Origin of the sequence: Afipia sp. Root123D2 (genome assembly GCF_001425835.1) — a bacterium.
Classification (GTDB): Bacteria; Pseudomonadota; Alphaproteobacteria; order Rhizobiales; family Xanthobacteraceae; genus Afipia.
The window spans coordinates 70,001-90,232 of the sequence record NZ_LMDP01000003.1; the positions used below are offsets into that span (position 1 = coordinate 70,001).

The following is a 20,232-nucleotide window of genomic DNA, read 5'->3' on the forward strand; positions in this document are numbered from 1 at the left end:
TTCGCGGAGAACCAGCTATTTCCCAGTTTGATTGGCCTTTCACCCCTAACCACAAGTCATCGGAGTCTTTTTCAACAGACACCCGTTCGGTCCTCCAGTGAGTGTTACCTCACCTTCAACCTGCTCATGGCTAGATCACTAGGTTTCGGGTCTAATACAACGAACTTGGCGCCCTATTAAGACTCGCTTTCGCTACGCCTACACCTATCGGTTTAAGCTTGCTCGTTAAATTAAGTCGCTGGCCCATAATACAAAAGGTACGATGTCACCCAGAACGTATCTTGGGCTCCATCTGTTTGTAGGTGTCCGGTTTCAGGTCTATTTCACTCCCCTCGTCGGGGTGCTTTTCACCTTTCCCTCACGGTACTGGTTCACTATCGGTCGCTGAGGAGTACTTAGGCTTGGAGGGTGGTCCCCCCATGTTCAGACAGGATTTCACGTGTCCCGCCTTACTCGAGGATACATCATCGCATTACCCGTACGGGGCTATCACCCACTAAGGCCCTGCTTTCCTGACAGGTTCCGGTTGTCTTTGATGTATCACTGGCCTGGTCCGCGTTCGCTCGCCACTACTAGCGGAGTCTCGGTTGATGTCCTTTCCTCCAGGTACTTAGATGTTTCAGTTCCCTGGGTTCGCTTGAAACCTCCTATGTATTCAGAGATCTCATACCTTCGCTTGATAACCGGAAATCCAAACCCACGATGACTTGCGTCATCATGCGCTTAGAGTTCCGGCTATCGAAGGTGGGTTTCCCCATTCGGAAATCCGTGGATCAAAGCTCCTTCGCAGCTCCCCACGGCTTATCGCAGCGTAGCACGTCCTTCATCGCCTCTCAGCGCCAAGGCATCCACCGAACACCCTTAAGGCACTTGATTGCTCTCATTATCGATATCCACACACTCGGCAGAATGTTTACCGCACACTTGCCGCAGATCCGAAGACCTGTAGCGCGCACCCTCGATAGATGCTGCATGCGGCTGGATATGATTAGAAAGACCAGCTTGCTTCGTAAGATCGAACCGATAGTGAGGCGGTCAAGCTTCACTAAAAAGATCATTTTACAACCCGCTCATCTTGCGATGAACAGGCGCCGAAAATGACCTGGAGATTATGCAAGGCTCCGCATCACACATCTTGCGATGTGCTTTGCGATCCAAGCTCGGATCGATCTCCTCTTTACGATGTCAGAAATCCCGCAGACGCCGTTCTGGTGAGAACGACGAAAGCGAAGCGATGTTTCGCGGACGATGAACGGTAAGCGATGCCGTGATCAATCAAACCATCTGGTGGAGCCAGACGGGATCGAACCGACGACCTCATGCTTGCAAAGCACGCGCTCTCCCAGCTGAGCTATGGCCCCGTACCAGAAGACGAATGCAACGCTCAATGAGATGGTGGGCCTGGGAAGACTTGAACTTCCGACCTCACGCTTATCAAGCGCGCGCTCTAACCAACTGAGCTACAAGCCCTAACGACGAGGAGCTCAAGCCGGCGCGACGTCGCTTGCGCAAACGTATCGCTGCAGCGCCGCCCCTGGCGCGTGTTCGTCCGCGAAGAAAGAGAAACGAAGACGGCGGTGTCCCGCCAATGCAGCTCAACAATCCTGACGATCATTGGCCACTGATGTTTCTGAAGAGGTTCGATAAGAGCAAGCTCTTGAAGAACCATCCTTAGAAAGGAGGTGATCCAGCCGCAGGTTCCCCTACGGCTACCTTGTTACGACTTCACCCCAGTCGCTGACCCTACCGTGGTCGGCTGCCTCCCTTGCGGGTTAGCGCACCGCCTTCAGGTAAAACCAACTCCCATGGTGTGACGGGCGGTGTGTACAAGGCCCGGGAACGTATTCACCGTGGCATGCTGATCCACGATTACTAGCGATTCCAACTTCATGGACTCGAGTTGCAGAGTCCAATCCGAACTGAGACGGCTTTTTGAGATTTGCGAAGGATTGCTCCTTAGCGTCCCATTGTCACCGCCATTGTAGCACGTGTGTAGCCCAGCCCGTAAGGGCCATGAGGACTTGACGTCATCCCCACCTTCCTCGCGGCTTATCACCGGCAGTCTCCTTAGAGTGCTCAACTAAATGGTAGCAACTAAGGACGGGGGTTGCGCTCGTTGCGGGACTTAACCCAACATCTCACGACACGAGCTGACGACAGCCATGCAGCACCTGTGCTCCAGGCTCCGAAGAGAAGGTCACATCTCTGCGACCGGTCCTGGACATGTCAAGGGCTGGTAAGGTTCTGCGCGTTGCGTCGAATTAAACCACATGCTCCACCGCTTGTGCGGGCCCCCGTCAATTCCTTTGAGTTTTAATCTTGCGACCGTACTCCCCAGGCGGAATGCTTAAAGCGTTAGCTGCGCCACTGAAGAGTAAACTCCCCAACGGCTGGCATTCATCGTTTACGGCGTGGACTACCAGGGTATCTAATCCTGTTTGCTCCCCACGCTTTCGTGCCTCAGTGTCAGTATCGGGCCAGTGAGCCGCCTTCGCCACTGGTGTTCTTGCGAATATCTACGAATTTCACCTCTACACTCGCAGTTCCACTCACCTCTCCCGAACTCAAGATTCCCAGTATCAAAGGCAGTTCTGGAGTTGAGCTCCAGGATTTCACCCCTGACTTAAAAATCCACCTACGCACCCTTTACGCCCAGTGATTCCGAGCAACGCTAGCCCCCTTCGTATTACCGCGGCTGCTGGCACGAAGTTAGCCGGGGCTTATTCTTGCGGTACAGTCATTATCTTCCCGCACAAAAGAGCTTTACAACCCTAGGGCCTTCATCACTCACGCGGCATGGCTGGATCAGGCTTGCGCCCATTGTCCAATATTCCCCACTGCTGCCTCCCGTAGGAGTTTGGGCCGTGTCTCAGTCCCAATGTGGCTGATCATCCTCTCAGACCAGCTACTGATCGTCGCCTTGGTGAGCCGTTACCTCACCAACAAGCTAATCAGACGCGGGCCGATCTTTTGGCGATAAATCTTTCCCCGTAAGGGCTTATCCGGTATTAGCACAAGTTTCCCTGTGTTGTTCCGAACCAAAAGGTACGTTCCCACGCGTTACTCACCCGTCTGCCGCTGACGTATTGCTACGCCCGCTCGACTTGCATGTGTTAAGCCTGCCGCCAGCGTTCGCTCTGAGCCAGGATCAAACTCTCAAGTTGGACTTGAACTTTGAACCGGCTGATCACAACGTTTGACGAGGTCCCACCATTTTTTGTTAGCCGAAGCCAACAGCTGTCCGCGATTCACATCGCTGACAACGATGGTGTAACCTTTAAAACGTGTACCGCCGAAGTCTTTCGTCCGGTCTCAACCCTTTGAAAGCCGAAGCTTTCTCACGATCGAGACCCGCAAGGACTCCGCCGTCCACGTTTCTCTTTCTTCATCTTTACTTGTCAAACAGCCCGGGACCGCAGGTCCCAAATTCTGAAACATCCATCCGACGCGAAATAACAACCGACAACTATCGGCTGCTTATTCACTCATCGTAGTGAGGAGCTTCAAAGACGCGCCGCTGTGCCGTGACCGGGGTCATGGCCGCGCCGCGCTCAGTGGTCGGGTTATAGGCCGCCCCGGTTCGGGTTGTCAACGTTCGATTTCAAGAAATCGTCACATCGTGTGGAAGATTTTCCGGGAGCCAAGAAGTCCCTGATTTATCAGGGCTGACGCCGTACTTGAGCCACATTCCTGCGACGTTCTGTATGTGAAATATGCAACAAACCGCCGATCGCAAGTAGGGTTTCAGGCCGGTTTGGGCTAAACAGATTCGCTCCCGCACGGGCGGCGGACATATGGTGCGGGTTCCGAGACGCCCCCGGGCATCTCAGACCAGCTAAACAACTGTTGAAAGACGTTGGGGGACGGCGGTTTGAACCACGGGACGTTACGCGGGGGACAATACGGACGTGCCGGGGTCATCGATCTCGGACATGAGCCACCGCTTTCCGTCGATGGTTCGGAAGCCGCCGTTATCGATCGCCGCAGCGTATCCGTGCAGTGGTTCAGCGGCACCATCCTGACTGGTCTTTGCGGCGCAGCCCTGATCGGCGGCGCCGTTTTTGCGTCGCTCGACGGCGAAATGACATTCGCGAAGGTGCCCGAGCGCGTCGAGAGTGCACTGCGTGGCGCATTCAGCGGCGCTGACAAGGGCGCCGTCGCACGCAAGAGCGATCGCCTGCCGCCGCCGAGCGAAGCCGCCGCGGCCCGCCAGGTGATCCGGGTTTCGACCGCGACCCGCGTCGGCAATCGCGAAATCATGCGTGTCCGCCCGTTCGTTCGCATTTCAGGCAACCTGTCGCTGACCACCAGCGACCTGTCCTCCAAGGTGCCGCCGTTCAACGCCCAGAAAATCCTGACCGACGTCGACAGCACCGTCGCCAATACCGAGGACGATCCGCGCAATCCCAACGCCAACGCCGAGCCGGACGCCGAAGTCTCGTTCGTGGTCCGCGATCTCGGCAGCATACTGCCGCGCGCCAAGATCGCGACCCATGTGACGATCGAAGACGTGCTGATGCGCGTGCGAGAGGCATCGAACTGGCGCGGCAACGCGGGCGTGCGTTATGCCGCGGCATCGCCGGCCGGCATCAAGATGGCCTACGCCGCGGAAGGCGCTCCGGCCGATCCTTACGCCGGGTTTGAAACGCGCATCGTTCCCGAAAACGTCACGCTGCTCGCGAAGACCAAGGACCAGATCACCGGCGGCAATCCCACCGGCGAACGCGTCCACATCGTCAAGAAAGGCGACACCATCCAGTCCGTGCTGCGCGACATGGGCGCCGCGCCGGAAGACGCCAGAGCGATCGCCGCCAATCTCGGCCCGCGCGGCCGCGACGGCGGATTGAAGGAAGGCCAGAAGCTGCGCATCCTGATGGAGTCAATCGGTCCGGGACGCCCGGCGCAGCCGGTTCGCGTCATCGTCGCCAACGAAACCATGATCGAAGCCGTCGCTGCCCTGTCGGATCTCGGCCGCTACGTCGCGGTCGACGTCCAGAGCTTCAACGGCGTCACCGAAACCGCCAGCAACAAGAGCGATGACGACGACGATGACGACGGCACTGGCGTCCGGCTCTATCAGAGCATTTACGAGACGGCACTGCGCGACAAGGTCCCGCAAAGCGTGATCGAGGACATGATCCGCGTCTATTCCTACGACGTCGACTTCCAGCGCCGGGTCCAGCCAGGCGACTCGTTCGATGTCTTCTTCGCCGGCGAGGACGAAGGCTCCGGCAACGCCGAAAAGAACGACGTTCTCTACGCCGCCCTCACAGTCGGCGGCGAAACCAAGAAATACTACCGCTTCCAGACTCCGGACGACGCCATCGTCGATTACTACGATGAGACCGGCAAGAGCGCGAAGAAGTTCCTGGTCCGCAAACCTGTCGCCAACGCGATCATGCGCTCCGGTTTCGGCGGACGCCGCCATCCGATCCTCGGCTACGCCAAGATGCACACCGGCGTCGACTGGGCCACTTCCTACGGCACACCGATCTTCGCATCCGGCAACGGCATCATCGAAAAGGCCCAGTGGGAAGGCGGCTACGGCAAGTACATCCGCATCAAGCATCCCAACGGATACGAGACTGCCTACGGCCACATGAGCGCTTTCGCCAAGGGCATGGAGCCCGGCAAGCGGGTTCGTCAGGGACAGGTGATCGGCTTCGTCGGCTCGACCGGCATGTCGACCGGCGCTCACGTCCACTACGAAATCCTGGTCAACGGCCGCTTCGTCGATCCAATGCGTGTGAAACTTCCGCGTGGCCGTTCGCTTCAGGGCCCGCTGCTTGCGAGCTTTGAAGCTGAACGCGACCGGCTCGACGGCATCATGGCCAACCGCAATGCGCGCGTGGCGCTGGACGAGCCGCCCAAGAGCGGCCGAAACCCGATCGCCGCCCAAGCCAGCATCCGCTGACCCTTCCAACTTCTCAAAACATCACCGACTGTTTGACGCCGTGCGTAGCGCGTGCGCTGCAAGGTCGATTTTCATTGCCAACCCGCAGCTGCCAACGGATGCTTTGCGCACAACGCGATTAAGCAAAATCCGGGAGGTTACGGCCATGACACATCGGCTTGTCACGGGTTTGGCATTCGCGGCTATATTTGCAGCCGCTCCGTTCGTCTCTACCGCATCTGCTGAAAGTTACGAGGTCACCAAACTCGTTCCCGGCTCCGCCTTCCACGGCGTGCACGGGCTAGGCATCGACAGCAGCGGTCGTCTGTTCGCCGGCAGCGTCGCCGGTGCCGCGTTGTATGAGATCGATCGCGCCACCGGCACGGCGAAGATCGCCATCTCCACCGCCGATGGCGGCATGGCCGACGATATCGCCTTTGCACCCGATGGCACGATGGCGTGGACCGGCTTCCTGACCGGCGACATCTACGCGCGCAAGGGCGACGGCCTGATCAGGAAACTCGCGGCCGGCCTGCCCGGCATCAATTCGCTGGCGTTCCGAAAGGACGGCCGGCTCTACGCCACACAGGTGTTCCTCGGCGACGCGCTCTATGAGATCGACGTTGCGGGTGACAAGCCGCCGCGCAAGATCATGGAAAAGATGGGCGGCCTGAACGGCTTCGAGTTCGGCCCCGATGACATGCTCTACGGCCCGCTGTGGTTCAAGCATCAGGTCGTCAAGGTGGATGTCGACAAGGGCGAACTGACCGTGGTCGCCGACGGGTTCAAGACACCGGCTGCTGCGAACTTCGATTCCAAGGGCAATCTTTGGGTGGTCGATACCGCGACTGGCCAATTGATCCGCGTCGATCCGAAAACCGGCGCGAAAACCGTCGCCGCGCAGCTCAAGCCGTCGCTCGACAATCTCGCGATCGATGCACAGGACACGATCTTCGTCTCCAACATGGCCGACAACGGCGTACAGCAGGTCGATCCCGCGACCGGTACAGCCAAACAGGTGATCATCGGTGCGCTGGCGCTGCCCGGCGGCATCGGTGTCGTCTCCGATAACGGCACCGATACGATCTACGTCGCCGATGTGTTTGCCTATCGCACGGTGGATGGTGCGACCGGAAAAGTCAGCGAAGTTTCGCGCATGCACGCCGACGGCACCGTCCTCGAATATCCGATGAGCGCCACCGCCAAGGGCGATCATGTCGTGCTGTCGAGCTGGTTCACCGGCACGGTGCAACTGGTCGATCGCAAGACCGGCAAGAGCATCGACATGTGGCATGGCTTCAAGGCGCCGCACGATGCGATCCGCCTCGCCGACGGCAGCGTCCTCGTCAACGAATACGGCACCAAGTCGCTGGTGCGGGCCAGCGGCGAGCATGGCAAGGATCGCAAGACGATTGCGACCGACCTCGCCGGCCCGGTGGGGCTGGTCGCGGCCGACGACAACACAGTCTACCTGACGGAAGCGCTCGCCGGACAAGTGACGAAGGTCGATCTGGCGAGTGGTGCGAAGACCGCCGTTGCCAAAGATCTGAAAGGTCCGGAAGGACTTGCACTGGCGGCTGACGGCAGGCTGTTCGTTGCCGAGGTCGGAGCGAAACGGATTATTTCGATTGACCCGAAGAGCGGCGCCGTCATCGAACTGGCCGCCAATCTGCCAATCGGCCTTCAGGGCGCGCCCGGTGGCCTGCCGACCAACCTTCCGACGGGCGTCGGCGTCGGCCCGAACGGCACGATCTACGTGTCGTCCGACATCGAAAATGCGATCTACAAGCTGACGAAGAAATAGCGGCCGAAGAACTCACCACGAAAACGAAGCGCCCTTTTTCGCAAGAAAAGGGGCGCTTCACGTTTCAATTCAGCATCCGCTTCGGCACCGACTGATCGAGGTCGGCTTCTGCTTCGTCGGTCGGGGCAGCCTTTCCGTTGAACGTGAGGCCATTCTTGCCCGTGGAGATCTTCACCTTCGAATCGTCTTGCACGTCGCCGGCCAGGATCATCTCGGCCAGTGGGTCCTGTACGGTGCGCTGGATCACCCGCTTGAGCGGACGCGCGCCGTAGGCCGGATCCCAGCCTTTCTCGGCGAGCCAATCCCGCGCCTTGGCGTCGAGCGACAGTTCGATCTTGCGGTCTTCCAGCAGCTTGCGCAGCCGCGAGAACTGGATCTCGACGATGCGGCCCATCTCGCTCTTCTGCAGCCGGTGGAACAGGATGATCTCGTCGATGCGGTTGAGGAATTCGGGACGGAAGTGCGAGCGCACCATGCCCATCACCTGCTCGCGCACCGCGTTGGTGTCCTCGCCCTCCGGCTGGTTGACGAGATACTCGGCGCCGAGGTTCGACGTCATGATGATCAGCGTGTTGCGGAAGTCGACGGTGCGGCCCTGCCCGTCTGTCAGGCGGCCGTCATCGAGCACCTGCAGCAGGACGTTGAACACATCCGGGTGCGCCTTCTCGATCTCATCGAACAGCACGACCTGATACGGCCTGCGCCGCACCGCTTCGGTCAACGCGCCGCCTTCGTCGTAACCGACATAGCCAGGAGGCGCGCCGATCAGCCGCGCCACCGAATGCTTTTCCATGTATTCGGACATATCCATGCGGACCAGCGCGGTTTCGTCGTCGAACAGATATTCGGCGAGCGCCTTGGTCAGTTCGGTCTTGCCGACGCCGGTGGGGCCGAGGAACATGAACGAACCGATTGGCCGGTGGGGATCCTGCAACCCGGCACGGGCGCGACGCACCGCGGTCGACACCGCACGCACCGCCTGCGCCTGACCGATGACACGCTTGCTCAGCATGTCCTCCATCCGCAGCAGTTTCTCCTTTTCGCCTTCGAGCATCTTGTCGACCGGCACACCGGTCCAGCGCGATACCACCTGCGCGATGTTGTCGGCCGTCACCGCCTCGTCGATGGTCGAGGAGCTTTCGCTTGCCTCGACGGCCGCGAGCTTCTTCTCAAGTTCGGGAATCCGGCCATAGGCCAGTTCGCCCGCTTTCTGGAATTCGCCCTTGCGCTGGGCGTTCGCCAGCTCGGTGCGCAGTTGCTCAAGCTCGCTTTTCATTTTCTGCGCGTCGGACAGCTTGCTCTTCTCGGCCTGCCAGCGCGAGGTGAGATCGGCCGACCGCTTTTCGAGGTCCACCAGTTCTTTTTCCAGCGTCTGCAGCCGGTTCTTCGAGCCGGCGTCGCTCTCCTTCTTGAGCGCCTCCTGCTCGATCTTGAGCCGGATGATTTCGCGGTCGAGCGAATCCAGCTCCTCGGGCTTGGAATCGACCTGCATCTTCAGCCGCGCCGCCGCCTCGTCGACAAGGTCGATCGCCTTGTCCGGCAGGAAGCGGTCGGTGATGTAGCGGTTCGACAACGTTGCCGCCGCGACCAGCGCGGAATCCGTGATCCGGACGCCGTGGTGCTGCTCGTATTTGTCCTTGAGGCCACGCAGGATCGACACCGTATCCTCGACCGTCGGCTCGGACACGAACACCGGCTGGAAGCGCCGCGCCAGCGCCGCATCCTTCTCGACATGCTTGCGGTACTCATCGAGCGTGGTCGCGCCGATGCAGTGCAGTTCGCCGCGAGCGAGAGCAGGCTTTAAGAGGTTCGACGCATCCATCGCGCCGTCCGCCTTGCCGGCGCCGATCAGGGTATGCATCTCGTCGATGAACAGCACGATGCCGCCCTCGGCGGAGGTCACTTCCTGCAGCACCGCTTTCAAGCGCTCTTCGAACTCGCCGCGATATTTCGCACCGGCAATCAGCGCGCCGAGATCGAGCGACAGCAGCTTCTTGTCCTTCAGGCTCTCCGGCACGTCGCCGTTGAGGATACGCAGCGCCAGACCCTCGACGATCGCGGTCTTGCCGACGCCGGGCTCGCCGATCAGCACCGGATTGTTCTTGGTGCGCCGGGACAGCACCTGAATCGTGCGGCGGATTTCCTCGTCGCGGCCGATCACCGGATCGAGCTTGCCGTCGCGCGCCGCTTGCGTCAGGTCGCGGGCATACTTCTTCAGCGCGTCATAGGCGTTTTCCGCCGACGCACTGTCGGCGGTGCGACCCTTGCGCAGCGCGTTGATCGCCGCGTTGAGATTCTGCGGCGTGACGCCGCCCTTGGCGAGCAGCTTGCCGGCTTCGCTGTCCTTGTCGGCTGCCAGCGCCTGCAGCAGGCGCTCGACGGTGACAAAGCTGTCGCCGGCTTTTTCGGCCGCCTGCTCGGCGGCGGAAAAAGCACGCGCCGTCTCGGGCGCGAGATAAATCTGTCCCGAGCCCGCGCCGGATACTTTCGGCAGCTTCGCCAAAGCCTCTTCGGTGGATTTCAGGATCGCGCGCGAATTGCCGCCGGACCGATCGATCAGACCGCCGGCCAGGCCTTCGCTGTCGTCCAACAGGACTTTCAGCACGTGAAGCGGCGAGAACTGCTGGTGACCCTCACGCAGCGCAAGCGACTGCGCCGACTGGATAAAGCCCTTCACGCGGTCGGTATATTTTTCAATATTCATTCGTGGTGTCCCTCAGCCTGCCTCGTGGCGCCCCGAAGGCACGCCCCAAGCATCTTCAATGGGTTTACCCGGCATAACGCCGGCTTGGACCACATGTGGGAACCCCCTCGCGCCTGGAAAAGAGGCGCGGGCCGCAAAATCGTCACCCGGGCTACGGATGGCGAGGCCTTGGCATTTCGCCTTGCCGGACCTTGGGAAGCTCTGAACCGGCAGCCCGGCGAGCGCGCGGCGGCGCCAAAGAAAACGCCGGCGGCAGGGAGCCGCCGGCGACAGAATGATCGCCCGAGATCAGTTTGCCGAGATCAGTTCGGCATCACATAGGCGTAGACCCGACCGCGCGAATACTTCGCCTCGGCGACGCGATGGCCGTGATTGCCCGAAATGATGATCGGATTGCCCTGCGCGTCGATCCCGCTGACCACGCCGACATGACCGCCACGGCGGCCACGCGACATCACAGCGATGGCTCCGACCTGCGGACCGGACACGCGACGGCCGTAACTCGCGAACGAGCGCGCCATGTCAGAACCAGTGCCCTGATGACCGGAGCGCTGCAGAACCATATTCATGAAACGCGCACACCACAGGCGGCTACGGCCGGTCGGATTTCCACGACCGATGTAGCGCCGCGCTTCGGAGACAACATTCGACATGCTGAATCCCGAACCGCCGAATCCTTCGGAGCTATTGCCCATCGAGGCATTGGCGGTGTGAAGACGCTGCGCCTTCATCGTACGCACGCCGGCATCCCAGCGCGAGACGTGACGCGCGCGATGCCGATGGCTGCGATGACGCCGGACGTGGCGATGCTTCTTGACGTGATGATGTTGAGCGTGATGCGCGTGTGCATGTCGTCCGTGGTGGTGCGACGGTCTTGCAGAGGCTGGAGTGGCCATTGCAACGATTGCCACCGAGCACAATGCGAATGCCACGTGCCGAAGCGGACGGTGAAACGCGTTAGAAAAATCCATCAAAACAGTCCCTCATGAATGGCCGCGTTCCTCCAGCAGACGCGGGGTGAAGATTGATGGCCTGTAAAACAAGTTTAGATGTGGCGAGAAAATGGCCTGGAACGCATAGCACCTAATCATTTCGCGGTATTGGCGCGATCATTTCGTATCAAAAACCGGCGAAAAGCGCCCTATTTCAGCCGCTTAGATTAATCGCGGCGAGTCAGCAGGAACACGCCCTGCTCACCAAACATATTCCAGAACCACCACGGAGCGTTGAGCCGCAGCGGCCTTCCGTACAGATCGAGCGCGACCGCACGCTCCATCTTGACGTTGATTTCGTCGCAAAGCTGGACAAAATCCTTAATGGTACAGAAGTGGATGTTCGGCGTGTCGTACCATGTCGCCGGCAGATTATCGGTGCGCGGCATCTGTCCTTTGACCAGAAGCTGAAGCCGCATTTTCCAGTGACCGAAATTCGGAAACGAGACGATCGCGCGGCGTCCGATCCGCAAAAGATTCTCCAGCACCACGCGCGGCTGACGCGTCGCCTGCAGAGTCTGCGACAGGATCACGTAGTCGAACGCGTCATCCGGATAATTGACGAGATCGGTGTCGGCGTCGCCCTGCACCACCGCGAGGCCCTTGGCGACGCATCCGTTGACGCCTTCGCGCGACAACTCGATGCCGCGGCCATCCACGCCGCGCGTCTCCAGCAATCGCAGCAGATCGCCTTCGCCGCAGCCGACGTCGAGCACCCGCGAGCCGGGCTCCACCATCTCCGCCACCAGCAGGTGGTCACCGCGATAATGGCCGTCGATTTTCGGCAGGTTCGCAGTCGGATGGAACGTGTCCTGCACAGTCGTCATCGTGTCACCGCATTCAGTCCGTGCGCCGTGGCGCCCGATTCCAGAAAGGCGCGCGAGATATCAAAGAACTCCGGCACATCGAGCAGGAAGGCGTCGTGCCCCTTGTCGGTTTCGATCTCGGCGAACGACACACGCGCGCTGCTGGCGTTGAGTGCATGGACCACCGCGCGCGATTCCGATGTCGGAAACAGCCAGTCGCTGGTGAACGACACCACGCAGAAGCGGGTGACGATGCCGCGAAACGCTTCCGCCAGCACACCGTCATGATCGGCGGCGATGTCGAAGTAATCCATCGCGCGGGTCAGATAGAGATAGCTGTTGGCATCGAAGCGCTCGACAAACGACGAGCCCTGATGCCGCAGATAGCTCTCGACCTCGAAGTCGGCGTCGAACGAGAACGTCGGCACCGCGCGATCCTGCAAACGCCGCCCGAACTTGCGATGCAGTGCCGCGTCGGACAGATAGGTGATGTGCGCCGCCATGCGCGCGACGCCGAGGCCGCGGCGCGGATGGGTGCCGAACTCGAAATAGCGCCCGCCGCGCCAGTCCGGGTCGGCCATCACCGCCTGACGGCCGAGTTCGTGGAAGGCGATGTTCTGCGCCGAATGCCGCGTGCTGCACGCCACCGCCAGCACCGAGAACACGCGCTCCGGATAGGCCGCCGCCCATTGCAGCGCCTGCATGCCGCCCATCGATCCGCCGACCACGGCAAACAGTTTCCGGATGCCGAGATGATCGAGCAGCATCGCCTGCGCCCGCACCATGTCGGGCAAGGTGATCATCGGAAAATCCAGCCCCCTTGGCTTGCCGGTGGCGGGATTGGTCGACGACGGGCCGGTCGACCCCATGCAGCCGCCGACGACGTTGGAGCAAATGATGTAATACTTATTGGTGTCGATCGGCTTGCCCGGTCCCACCATCGTCTCCCACCACCCCGGCTTGCCGGTGACCGGGTGCACGTTTGCGACATGCTGATCTCCGGTTAGCGCATGGCAGATCAGAATGGCGTTGGAGCGATCGGCGTTGAGCTGGCCGTAGGCCTGATAGGCGATCTGGAACGGGGCGAGATCGACGCCGCAGTCGAGATGGAGCGGCTTGTCGGCGCCAAAAGCTGCGACCTGCGACGACGGATGATCCGCCTCGCGCGCACGCTCTCCGGCCTGCGCCGCCGGGGTCGTCTGCGGCTTGAAATTTACCATCCGAATACGGGCCTCCCGAGGTCCTGCGGAACAGGACGGGACATCAGGCCATAAAAAACCGGCCTGAACGAAAGCTCGGCCGGGATCACTTCTGTCCCCGGCCTGTTTAGCGAGTTGTTTAACGTGGCTGCAAGCCGGCCGGCTCAAATGACCACGGAAGTGGGAAAACACTAGTCCCCACCTAGCCTTGCGTCAAGCGAACCCGACACGCCGACGCTTGCTCCGGAGCAATGTTTCCTTTGCTTTCGAGGCATATGGCCCTATCAATGCGGCGAGCCCATTCCCTCCCAGACAGGCCGCCAGCGCAGCACCGCCGCTGCAAATGCAAGTTACGATGTCATGACCAACACGCCACCAGCCCCACCATCGCTTCAAGACCTGCGCCGCGAGATCGACGATATCGACTCGCAGGTCCACGAACTGCTGATGCGGCGCGGCGACATCATCGACCGCCTGATCTCGGTGAAGAAGACCCAGGAGGTCGGCTCGGCATTCAGGCCGGCGCGCGAAGCCGACATGATGCGCCGTCTGGTCACGCGCCATCGCGGCATCCTGCCGCTCGATACTGTCGAGGGCATCTGGCGCGTTATCATCTCGACCTTCACTTACGTTCAGGCACCGTTCGCGCTTCATGCCGATGTGTCATCGGGTGAGTCCGCAATACGGGATTCCGCACGGTTTCATTTCGGCTTCACAGTGCCGTTCGTCTCCCACTTCAATGCACCTGCGGCGGTCGAGGCAGTCGCGAAGTCGCGTGGCGATCTCGCTCTGCTATCCGCAACCAGCAGCATGGCGCCATGGTGGCTCGCACTGGAAGCCAAGGACGCACCGAAGATCATTGCCCGGCTGCCGTTCATCGAACGCGCCGATCACCCGGCAGCGCTGCCGGTGTTCGTGATCTCCCGTGTCGCCGACGACGCCATCGTGACCGAGATCGAGATGTGGAGCATCCGCGTCTCCGGCTGGAGCGCCGACGCCGCGCGCGCGCTGTCGCCATTGTCCGAGGTCATCGCGGTCCCCGACACCGCCTCCGACGGCGCTGCGCTGCTGGCCTCGATCCCGACCGCAACCGGTCTCGACAAGATCAAATCGGTCCTGATCGCCGCCGGTGCATCGGTCCGCTCTTCCGCCCTCGTCGGCGGCCATGCGACGCGCTATACGGTCCCCTCAAACGGCGCTGCCGCGAAAACCTGATCCATCGTTCCGGAGTTGAAGTCGATGTCCCGTCCCGTGCCGAAGCCCGGCATTCTCGATATTGCGCCCTATACACCGGGCAAGAGCGGCGCTGGCGTTAGCGGGCGCGTGTTCAAACTGTCGGCCAACGAAACGCCGCTCGGCCCGTCGCCGAAGGCGATCGCCGCCTACAAGGCAGCCGCCGATCATCTCGAGGATTATCCGGAAGGAACGTCGCGGGTGCTGCGCGAGGCCATCGGCCGCGCCTATGGCCTCGATCCGGACCGCATCATTTGCAGCGCCGGCTCCGACGAGATCCTGAATTTCCTGGCGCACACCTATCTCGGCCCGGGCGACGAGGCGATCCACACCACCCACGGATTTCTGGTCTACCCGATCGCCACCATGGGCAACGGCGCGACCAACGTCGTGGTGCCGGAAACCAACTTCACCGCCGACGTCGACGCCATCCTGAAAGCGGTGACGCCGCGCACCAAGCTGGTGTGGCTCGCCAACCCGAACAATCCGACCGGAACCTACATCCCCTTCGACGAGGTCAAGCGGCTGCGCAACGAATTGCCGCCGCATGTGCTGCTGGTGCTCGACGCCGCCTATGCCGATTTCGTGTCGCGCAACGACTACGAGTCCGGCATCGAACTGGTGGCGACCACCGACAACACGGTGATGACCCGCACTTTCTCTAAAATCTACGGCCTTGCCGCACTGCGGATCGGCTGGATGTACGGCCCCGCCAACATCGTCGATGCCGTCAACCGGATTCGCGGACCGTTCAACGTCTCGACGCCGGCGATGCTCGCTGCCGTAGCCGCCATCGAGGACACCGAGCACTATCAGATGTCACGCAACCACACCGAGACGTGGCGCACCTGGCTGACCGACGAAGTTAGCAAGCTCGGCCTCAAGGTGACGCCGAGCGTGGCGAACTTCATCCTGATCCACTTCCCGCTCGACAAGGGCAAGACCGCCGACGATGCCGATGCATTCCTCACCAAGCGCGGCCTGATCCTGCGCGCATTGAAGAACTATCAGCTTCCGCACGCGCTGCGCATGACCATCGGCACCGAGGAGGCCAATCGTCTCGTCGTCGATGCGCTGCGCGAATTCATGGGGCAGAAGTGAACGCCGAGCCGTTATTCGGACGCATCGCGCTGATCGGCTTCGGCCTGATCGGCGGCTCGATTGCACGTGGGGCACGCGCCCAGGGGCTTGCGGGAGAGATCGTGGCCACCGCGCGCTCGCCGGCGACCCGCGCGCGCGTGCAAGAGCTTGGGATCGTCGATCGCGTGGTGGACACAAACGCGGAGGCCGTGAAGGACGCGGACCTCGTTATACTGTGCATCCCGGTCGGCGCCTGCGGGCCAGTCGCGGGAGCAATTGCGCCACATCTCAAACCGGGTGCGATTGTTTCCGATGTCGGCTCCGTCAAAGGCATGGTGCTGCGGGATATGGCCGCGCACCTGCCCGCCAACGTCCATTTCATTCCGGCGCATCCGGTCGCCGGCACCGAGAACTCGGGGCCGGACTCAGGCTTCGCTGAGTTGTTCATCAACCGCTGGTGCATCCTGACGCCGCCCGAAGGTGCCGATGCGGCAGCGGTCGAGAAGCTCGCCGCATTCTGGAGCGCGCTCGGCGCCAATGTCGAAACCATGGCGGCGGATCACCACGATCTCGTGCTCGCCGTGACCAGCCACCTGCCGCACCTGATCGCCTACACCATCGTCGGCACCGCCGACGAACTGGAAGACGTGACGCGCTCGGAAGTGCTGAAATTCTCCGCCGGCGGTTTCCGCGACTTCACCCGTATCGCCGCGTCCGATCCGACCATGTGGCGCGACGTGTTCCTGACCAACAAGGACGCTGTGCTGGAAATGCTCGGCGCGTTTCAGGAAGACCTGTCCAAGCTAACCCGCGCCATCCGCCGCGGCGACGGCGACGTGCTGTTCGAGCACTTCACCCGGACCCGCGCGATCCGCCGCGGCATCGTCAGCATGGGTCAGGAAACCGACAGCGCCGACTTCGGCCGTCCGCACGCCCGTCTGCCGAAGAAGTCCTGAAAGACAGACGTGGATGGCCGGGACGAACCCGGCCATGACAACCAGACTACAAGTGTCAAAATCTCAAAACAGCGGCGGGGTCTGCGCCACGCGGAAAGGCCCGAGCAGAAGCGCGCCGTGAGTGAACGTCACCTTGAAGGCCTGCGCCTTGCGGCCTTCGAGAGTGGTCTGCTGGCCGAGCAGATTGATGCCTGCCGCAAGACCGGCGTTGGCGTTCTTTCGCGCGATGTTGCCGAGCCCCGGAATCATCCGGTCGAGCGCACCGATCACCTTGTTGACGTCCTGCGCGCTGACGCCCGGCGCGACGCGATCGACTGACGATTGCGACACGCCCTGCTCCATTGCCTTCTCGAGTCCGAGTGCCGGAATCAACCGCTCCATGCCGGCAACGGTCATCTGCAGTTCGCCTTCGAGATAACCATCGGCGGTGAGGCCGAGCGACCCGGCAGCCACGGCGAGCGTATCGCCCTGCTGCAGTCGCGACTCGGTGAAATCGATCCGGCCGCCGGCGGCCTGAATTTCACGGAAACGTTCGGGCCACGGCTTCGGCGAAAAATCCTTCAGCCCGCGCAACTGGGCGCGGATGTTGGCATCGAACGGATCGGCCAACACCGGATGAATCCCTTGCAGGCTGGCGCCGGTCAATTCCAGCACGGTCTCGATCACCGGATTGGCCGGCGTCGAGCCGTCCAGCAGCCGGCCGTGCCATTCGAGATGCTTCGCGCGCAAAAGCTGGGTCGGGTTGCCACCATCGAGACGGTCGATGGCGGGATCGTTGAATTCCAGTGACACACGCTGCGGAATATCCGGCAGGCCGGCGACGCTGGCGCGCCCGAGACTCCATTTGGCGGTAGCGAACGGAGCCTGTCCGGTGGTTGCCACCGTGGCCGGGCCGGTGAATTCGGCAATGACCAGACGCGGATTGTAGATCTGCGCGATCGCGAGAATTTCCTTCAGCTTCGCGGTCAGCGGCGTGCGGGTGGCAATTTGCTGTGCGGTCTGCGCGATCAGCGAAATCACCGGATCGGCGCAACGCACCTCGAGACGGAACGGATAGCCCGCCACGCTGCGGTTCGAGCATTCATAGGTCCGGCCCGATTTGGCCTCGCGGGTGCGCCAGCCATCGAACTGCACGTCGACCTGCGATGCCGCGTAGAACCAGAACGCGCTCCAGCCGATGGCCAGAACGAGAACCACAGCGGGCATGATGAAGACGGGCCACAGACGACGGCGGCGTGCGGGAGAGGGGCTGAGCATTAGGAACCTAGAACACGGGAATTGGGCAATTGAAAGAACTGATTCTTTCTCCTGATTAACCTTGTAGTCCAGATGCTTGCGCCCCACCAAGGGGGCTGGTAGGCGTGACGCCATGACCGCGAAAACGCTATCCGACAGCGACTTCCCCGACAGTGATCTGTGGGTCTTCGGATACGGATCGCTGATCTGGAAGCCGGGATTCGAATTCGTCGAGCAACGCTCGGCGCGGCTGATCGGCGAACATCGCTCGCTCTGCATCTATTCGATGGTCCATCGCGGCACTTACGAAAAACCCGGACTGGTGCTCGGGCTCGATCGCGGCGGCGCCTGCCAGGGCGTCGCGTTCCGCGTCAGCCGGCAACGGCGCGCCGAGACCGTGGCTTACCTGCGCGAGCGCGAACAGGTCACCAGCGTTTACCGCGAGGTGATGCGCTCGGTCTGGCTCGATGGCGATGCGCGTGAGCGGGTCCGGGCCCTCGCTTACGTAGCCGACCGGGGCCATACCCAATATGCTGGCCGCCTGACACTCGACGAACAATTGCGGCTGGTCCGTCAGGGCCATGGCCAGTATGGGCCGAACGCCGAATACGTCCTCGCCACGGTGAAGGCACTGGAGACAAGGGGTATCCGCGATACGCCGCTGCACCATCTCGCCGCGCTGCTGCACGGCGGCGTCACTGCGGCGACGAAATTCGATCCCGATTTATGATTGCTGGGCTGCCGGCACCGGCGCCGAAAATCCCATCAGCCGGACCTGCTCCGCGCGGCCGGCCTCGATCAGCCGATTGGACGCGTCCTCGATCGCGGTCGACACGCGCGCGGTGAATTCGTCGCGCTTGAGGCCCGGCGGAATCGGATCGAGGAATTCAACCACCAGCGTGCCGGGATAGCGCATGAAGCTGCGGCGCGGCCAAAACAGCCCGGAATTGAGCGCGATCGGAATACAGGTCACGCCGCACCCGACATAGATCTGGCTGACGCCGGCCTTGTAGTCTGGCGGCGCACCGACCGCACGGCGCGTTCCTTCCGGGAAGATGATGAGTTGGCGCCCGCGACGAACTTCCTCGGCGGCGCGTTTTGCCATCTTCAGCAAACTGCGGCCGCCGGCATTGCGATCGACACCGATCATGTCGGCCTTCGACAGATACCAGCCAAAGAACGGCAGCCACAGCAACTCGCGCTTGAGAATGTAGAGCGGTTGATCGAAGAACTGCAGCAGCGCAAAGGTTTCCCACGCCGACTGATGCTTGGCCGCCGCGAGTAGCGGTCCGGATGGAATTTTCTCCAGCCCGCGATATTCGACGCGCGTGTTGCACACGATGCGCATCAGCCAGATGCTGGTCTTGCCCCAGTTCTTGGCGATCCAGACGATGCCCCAGCGCGGCATGGCATAGGTCGGCAATCCGAGCAGAACCCAGAACACAAGATTGAGATAGAACAGGGCGTTGTAGATCAGCGAGCGTATAAACACCGAAACCATCAATCGACTCGCTTAGTTGGTGGATACCTTGGCCGGCTTGCGGACCATTTCGCTGGCGACCGGCTGATCCTCGATGTCGGGGATCAATTCCAGACCGCGATCCTCAAGACGCACCCGCACTTCGGCCACGACGTATTTCACGTATTCCGATAACAGCAGCCGCAGCGCCGCGCCACTGCTCCACCACGGCTCGTCGCGCCACTTTTCGCCGATCACCGGATACCAGATCAGGTCGATGTCCGGCATCGCATGCGTCAATTCCACCGCCGCACGCGGCACATGATAGTTCGACGTCACCACGATCAGCGACTTGAAACCGCGCTCGGTCGCCCAGCGCCGGGTTTCCGTCGCGTTGCTGCGGGTGTTCACCGCCGAGCGGTCGAGATCGACGCAGCACGCCAGCAGCTTCTGGGTGTCCGGCAGCGACCGCCCGATGTCGTTGAATCCGTTGGCGCGGTGAACGCCCGATATCAGCAGCCGCTTGCCATAACCGACCGAAAGCAATTCCAGCGCATCGGACACCCGCGACGAACCGCCGGTCAGCACGACAATACCGTCCGCATTGCGTGGCGGCTTCTGTTCGTCCGAGCGCAGCAGTGTCAGAAACCAGACGAATCCACCCAGCACCACCAACATGACCACGGCCAGACAGCGCATCAGGACATGCCAGCCCGATCGCCGCGGCCGGGTGCCGCGGCCGGACGATGTCTCCGGCGAATGTCGATTAGTCTGCATGGTCATAACGATATCGTGCAGTCCGCCCCTGATTTGCCCTCAAGTGTCAATTCGGGCGCCCTCGCGCAAGTGTATCTTAAATTCCGGCGGGGC

13 protein-coding genes, 2 tRNA genes, 2 rRNA genes and 1 riboswitch (1 of these 18 running past the window's edge) are annotated in these 20,232 nt (G+C 61.5%); of the genes, 6 read left to right on the plus strand and 11 right to left on the minus strand.

The window, feature by feature from the left end:
• From ASC80_RS15530 to ASC80_RS15545, 4 genes are all read right to left on the minus strand, one after another.
• A 23S ribosomal RNA gene (locus tag ASC80_RS15530) occupies positions 1 to 876 on the minus strand (it extends 1,942 nt beyond the left edge of the window).
• 409 nt (positions 877 to 1,285) lie between these two features.
• Positions 1,286 to 1,361 (minus strand) — tRNA-Ala (locus tag ASC80_RS15535).
• Between the two features lie 32 nt (positions 1,362 to 1,393).
• Positions 1,394 to 1,470, minus strand: a tRNA-Ile gene (locus ASC80_RS15540).
• Between the two features lie 205 nt (positions 1,471 to 1,675).
• A 16S ribosomal RNA gene (locus ASC80_RS15545) occupies positions 1,676 to 3,164 on the minus strand.
• The 16S and 23S rRNA genes sit together here with 2 tRNA genes alongside, the layout of an rRNA operon.
• A 707-nt stretch (positions 3,165 to 3,871) precedes the next feature.
• Here ASC80_RS15545 and ASC80_RS15550 point away from each other — a divergent pair.
• Together ASC80_RS15550 and ASC80_RS15555 are read left to right on the plus strand one after the other, a co-directional pair.
• Positions 3,872 to 5,914, plus strand: a complete 2,043-nt coding sequence (locus tag ASC80_RS15550) for a M23 family metallopeptidase (protein ID WP_056300797.1) — start codon at positions 3,872 to 3,874, stop codon at positions 5,912 to 5,914.
• Between the two features lie 145 nt (positions 5,915 to 6,059).
• Complete coding sequence (locus tag ASC80_RS15555) at positions 6,060 to 7,697, plus strand: NHL repeat-containing protein (RefSeq protein ID WP_056299196.1); 1,638 nt, start codon at positions 6,060 to 6,062, stop codon at positions 7,695 to 7,697.
• Between the two features lie 64 nt (positions 7,698 to 7,761).
• Here ASC80_RS15555 and clpB read toward each other — a convergent pair whose 3' ends face one another.
• From clpB to metX, 4 genes are all read right to left on the minus strand, one after another.
• Positions 7,762 to 10,401 carry an ATP-dependent chaperone ClpB gene (gene clpB, locus ASC80_RS15560; protein WP_056299197.1) on the minus strand — a complete coding sequence of 880 codons (2,640 nt, stop codon included), beginning with the start codon at positions 10,399 to 10,401 and terminating at the stop codon, positions 7,762 to 7,764.
• Between the two features lie 302 nt (positions 10,402 to 10,703).
• The gene (locus ASC80_RS15565) at positions 10,704 to 11,372 is read right to left on the minus strand and encodes a TIGR02594 family protein (protein ID WP_056299198.1); all 669 of its coding nucleotides are present in this window, start codon (positions 11,370 to 11,372) and stop codon (positions 10,704 to 10,706) included.
• Positions 11,373 to 11,560: 188 nt separating this feature from the next.
• On the minus strand, positions 11,561 to 12,220 hold the full coding sequence (gene metW, locus ASC80_RS15570) for a methionine biosynthesis protein MetW (protein ID WP_056299201.1): 660 nt from the start codon (positions 12,218 to 12,220) through the stop codon (positions 11,561 to 11,563).
• On the minus strand, positions 12,217 to 13,419 hold the full coding sequence (gene metX, locus ASC80_RS15575; protein WP_056299204.1) for a homoserine O-acetyltransferase MetX: 1,203 nt from the start codon (positions 13,417 to 13,419) through the stop codon (positions 12,217 to 12,219). Before metX ends, metW begins: the two co-directional genes overlap by 4 nt.
• A gap of 85 nt (positions 13,420 to 13,504) precedes the next feature.
• A riboswitch (SAM riboswitch) is annotated at positions 13,505 to 13,584 on the minus strand.
• 174 nt (positions 13,585 to 13,758) lie between these two features.
• Here metX and ASC80_RS15580 point away from each other — a divergent pair.
• Genes ASC80_RS15580 through ASC80_RS15590 form a run of 3 tightly spaced genes read left to right on the plus strand, consistent with a single transcriptional unit; the run spans position 13,759 to position 16,667 of the window.
• The gene (locus ASC80_RS15580) at positions 13,759 to 14,613 is read left to right on the plus strand and encodes a chorismate mutase (RefSeq protein WP_056299207.1); all 855 of its coding nucleotides are present in this window, start codon (positions 13,759 to 13,761) and stop codon (positions 14,611 to 14,613) included.
• A gap of 24 nt (positions 14,614 to 14,637) precedes the next feature.
• A complete protein-coding gene (hisC, locus tag ASC80_RS15585) occupies positions 14,638 to 15,732 on the plus strand; it encodes a histidinol-phosphate transaminase (protein ID WP_056299210.1) in 1,095 nt (364 codons plus the stop codon).
• On the plus strand, positions 15,729 to 16,667 hold the full coding sequence (locus ASC80_RS15590; protein ID WP_056299213.1) for a prephenate/arogenate dehydrogenase family protein: 939 nt from the start codon (positions 15,729 to 15,731) through the stop codon (positions 16,665 to 16,667). Before hisC ends, ASC80_RS15590 begins: the two co-directional genes overlap by 4 nt.
• Positions 16,668 to 16,730: 63 nt before the next feature.
• Here the strand turns inward: ASC80_RS15590 and ASC80_RS15595 are convergent, their stop codons facing one another.
• Positions 16,731 to 17,873, minus strand: coding sequence for a DUF2125 domain-containing protein (locus ASC80_RS15595; protein ID WP_056300800.1), 1,143 nt, complete (start codon positions 17,871 to 17,873; stop codon positions 16,731 to 16,733).
• A 163-nt stretch (positions 17,874 to 18,036) separates the two neighbouring features.
• Here ASC80_RS15595 and ASC80_RS15600 point away from each other — a divergent pair, with 163 nt between their 5' ends.
• Positions 18,037 to 18,633: a gamma-glutamylcyclotransferase gene (locus ASC80_RS15600; protein ID WP_056299216.1), complete on the plus strand. Its 597-nt coding sequence runs from the start codon at positions 18,037 to 18,039 to the stop codon at positions 18,631 to 18,633.
• On the opposite strand, the gene ASC80_RS15605 is transcribed toward ASC80_RS15600, so the two are convergent.
• A complete protein-coding gene (locus tag ASC80_RS15605) occupies positions 18,628 to 19,404 on the minus strand; it encodes a lysophospholipid acyltransferase family protein (RefSeq protein WP_056299219.1) in 777 nt (258 codons plus the stop codon). The two genes, ASC80_RS15600 and ASC80_RS15605, sit on opposite strands and share 6 nt — an antisense overlap.
• A 12-nt stretch (positions 19,405 to 19,416) precedes the next feature.
• Entirely contained in the window at positions 19,417 to 20,145 is a 729-nt protein-coding gene (locus tag ASC80_RS15610; protein ID WP_056299222.1) for a YdcF family protein, read from the minus strand.
• Positions 20,146 to 20,232 lie beyond the last annotated feature (87 nt).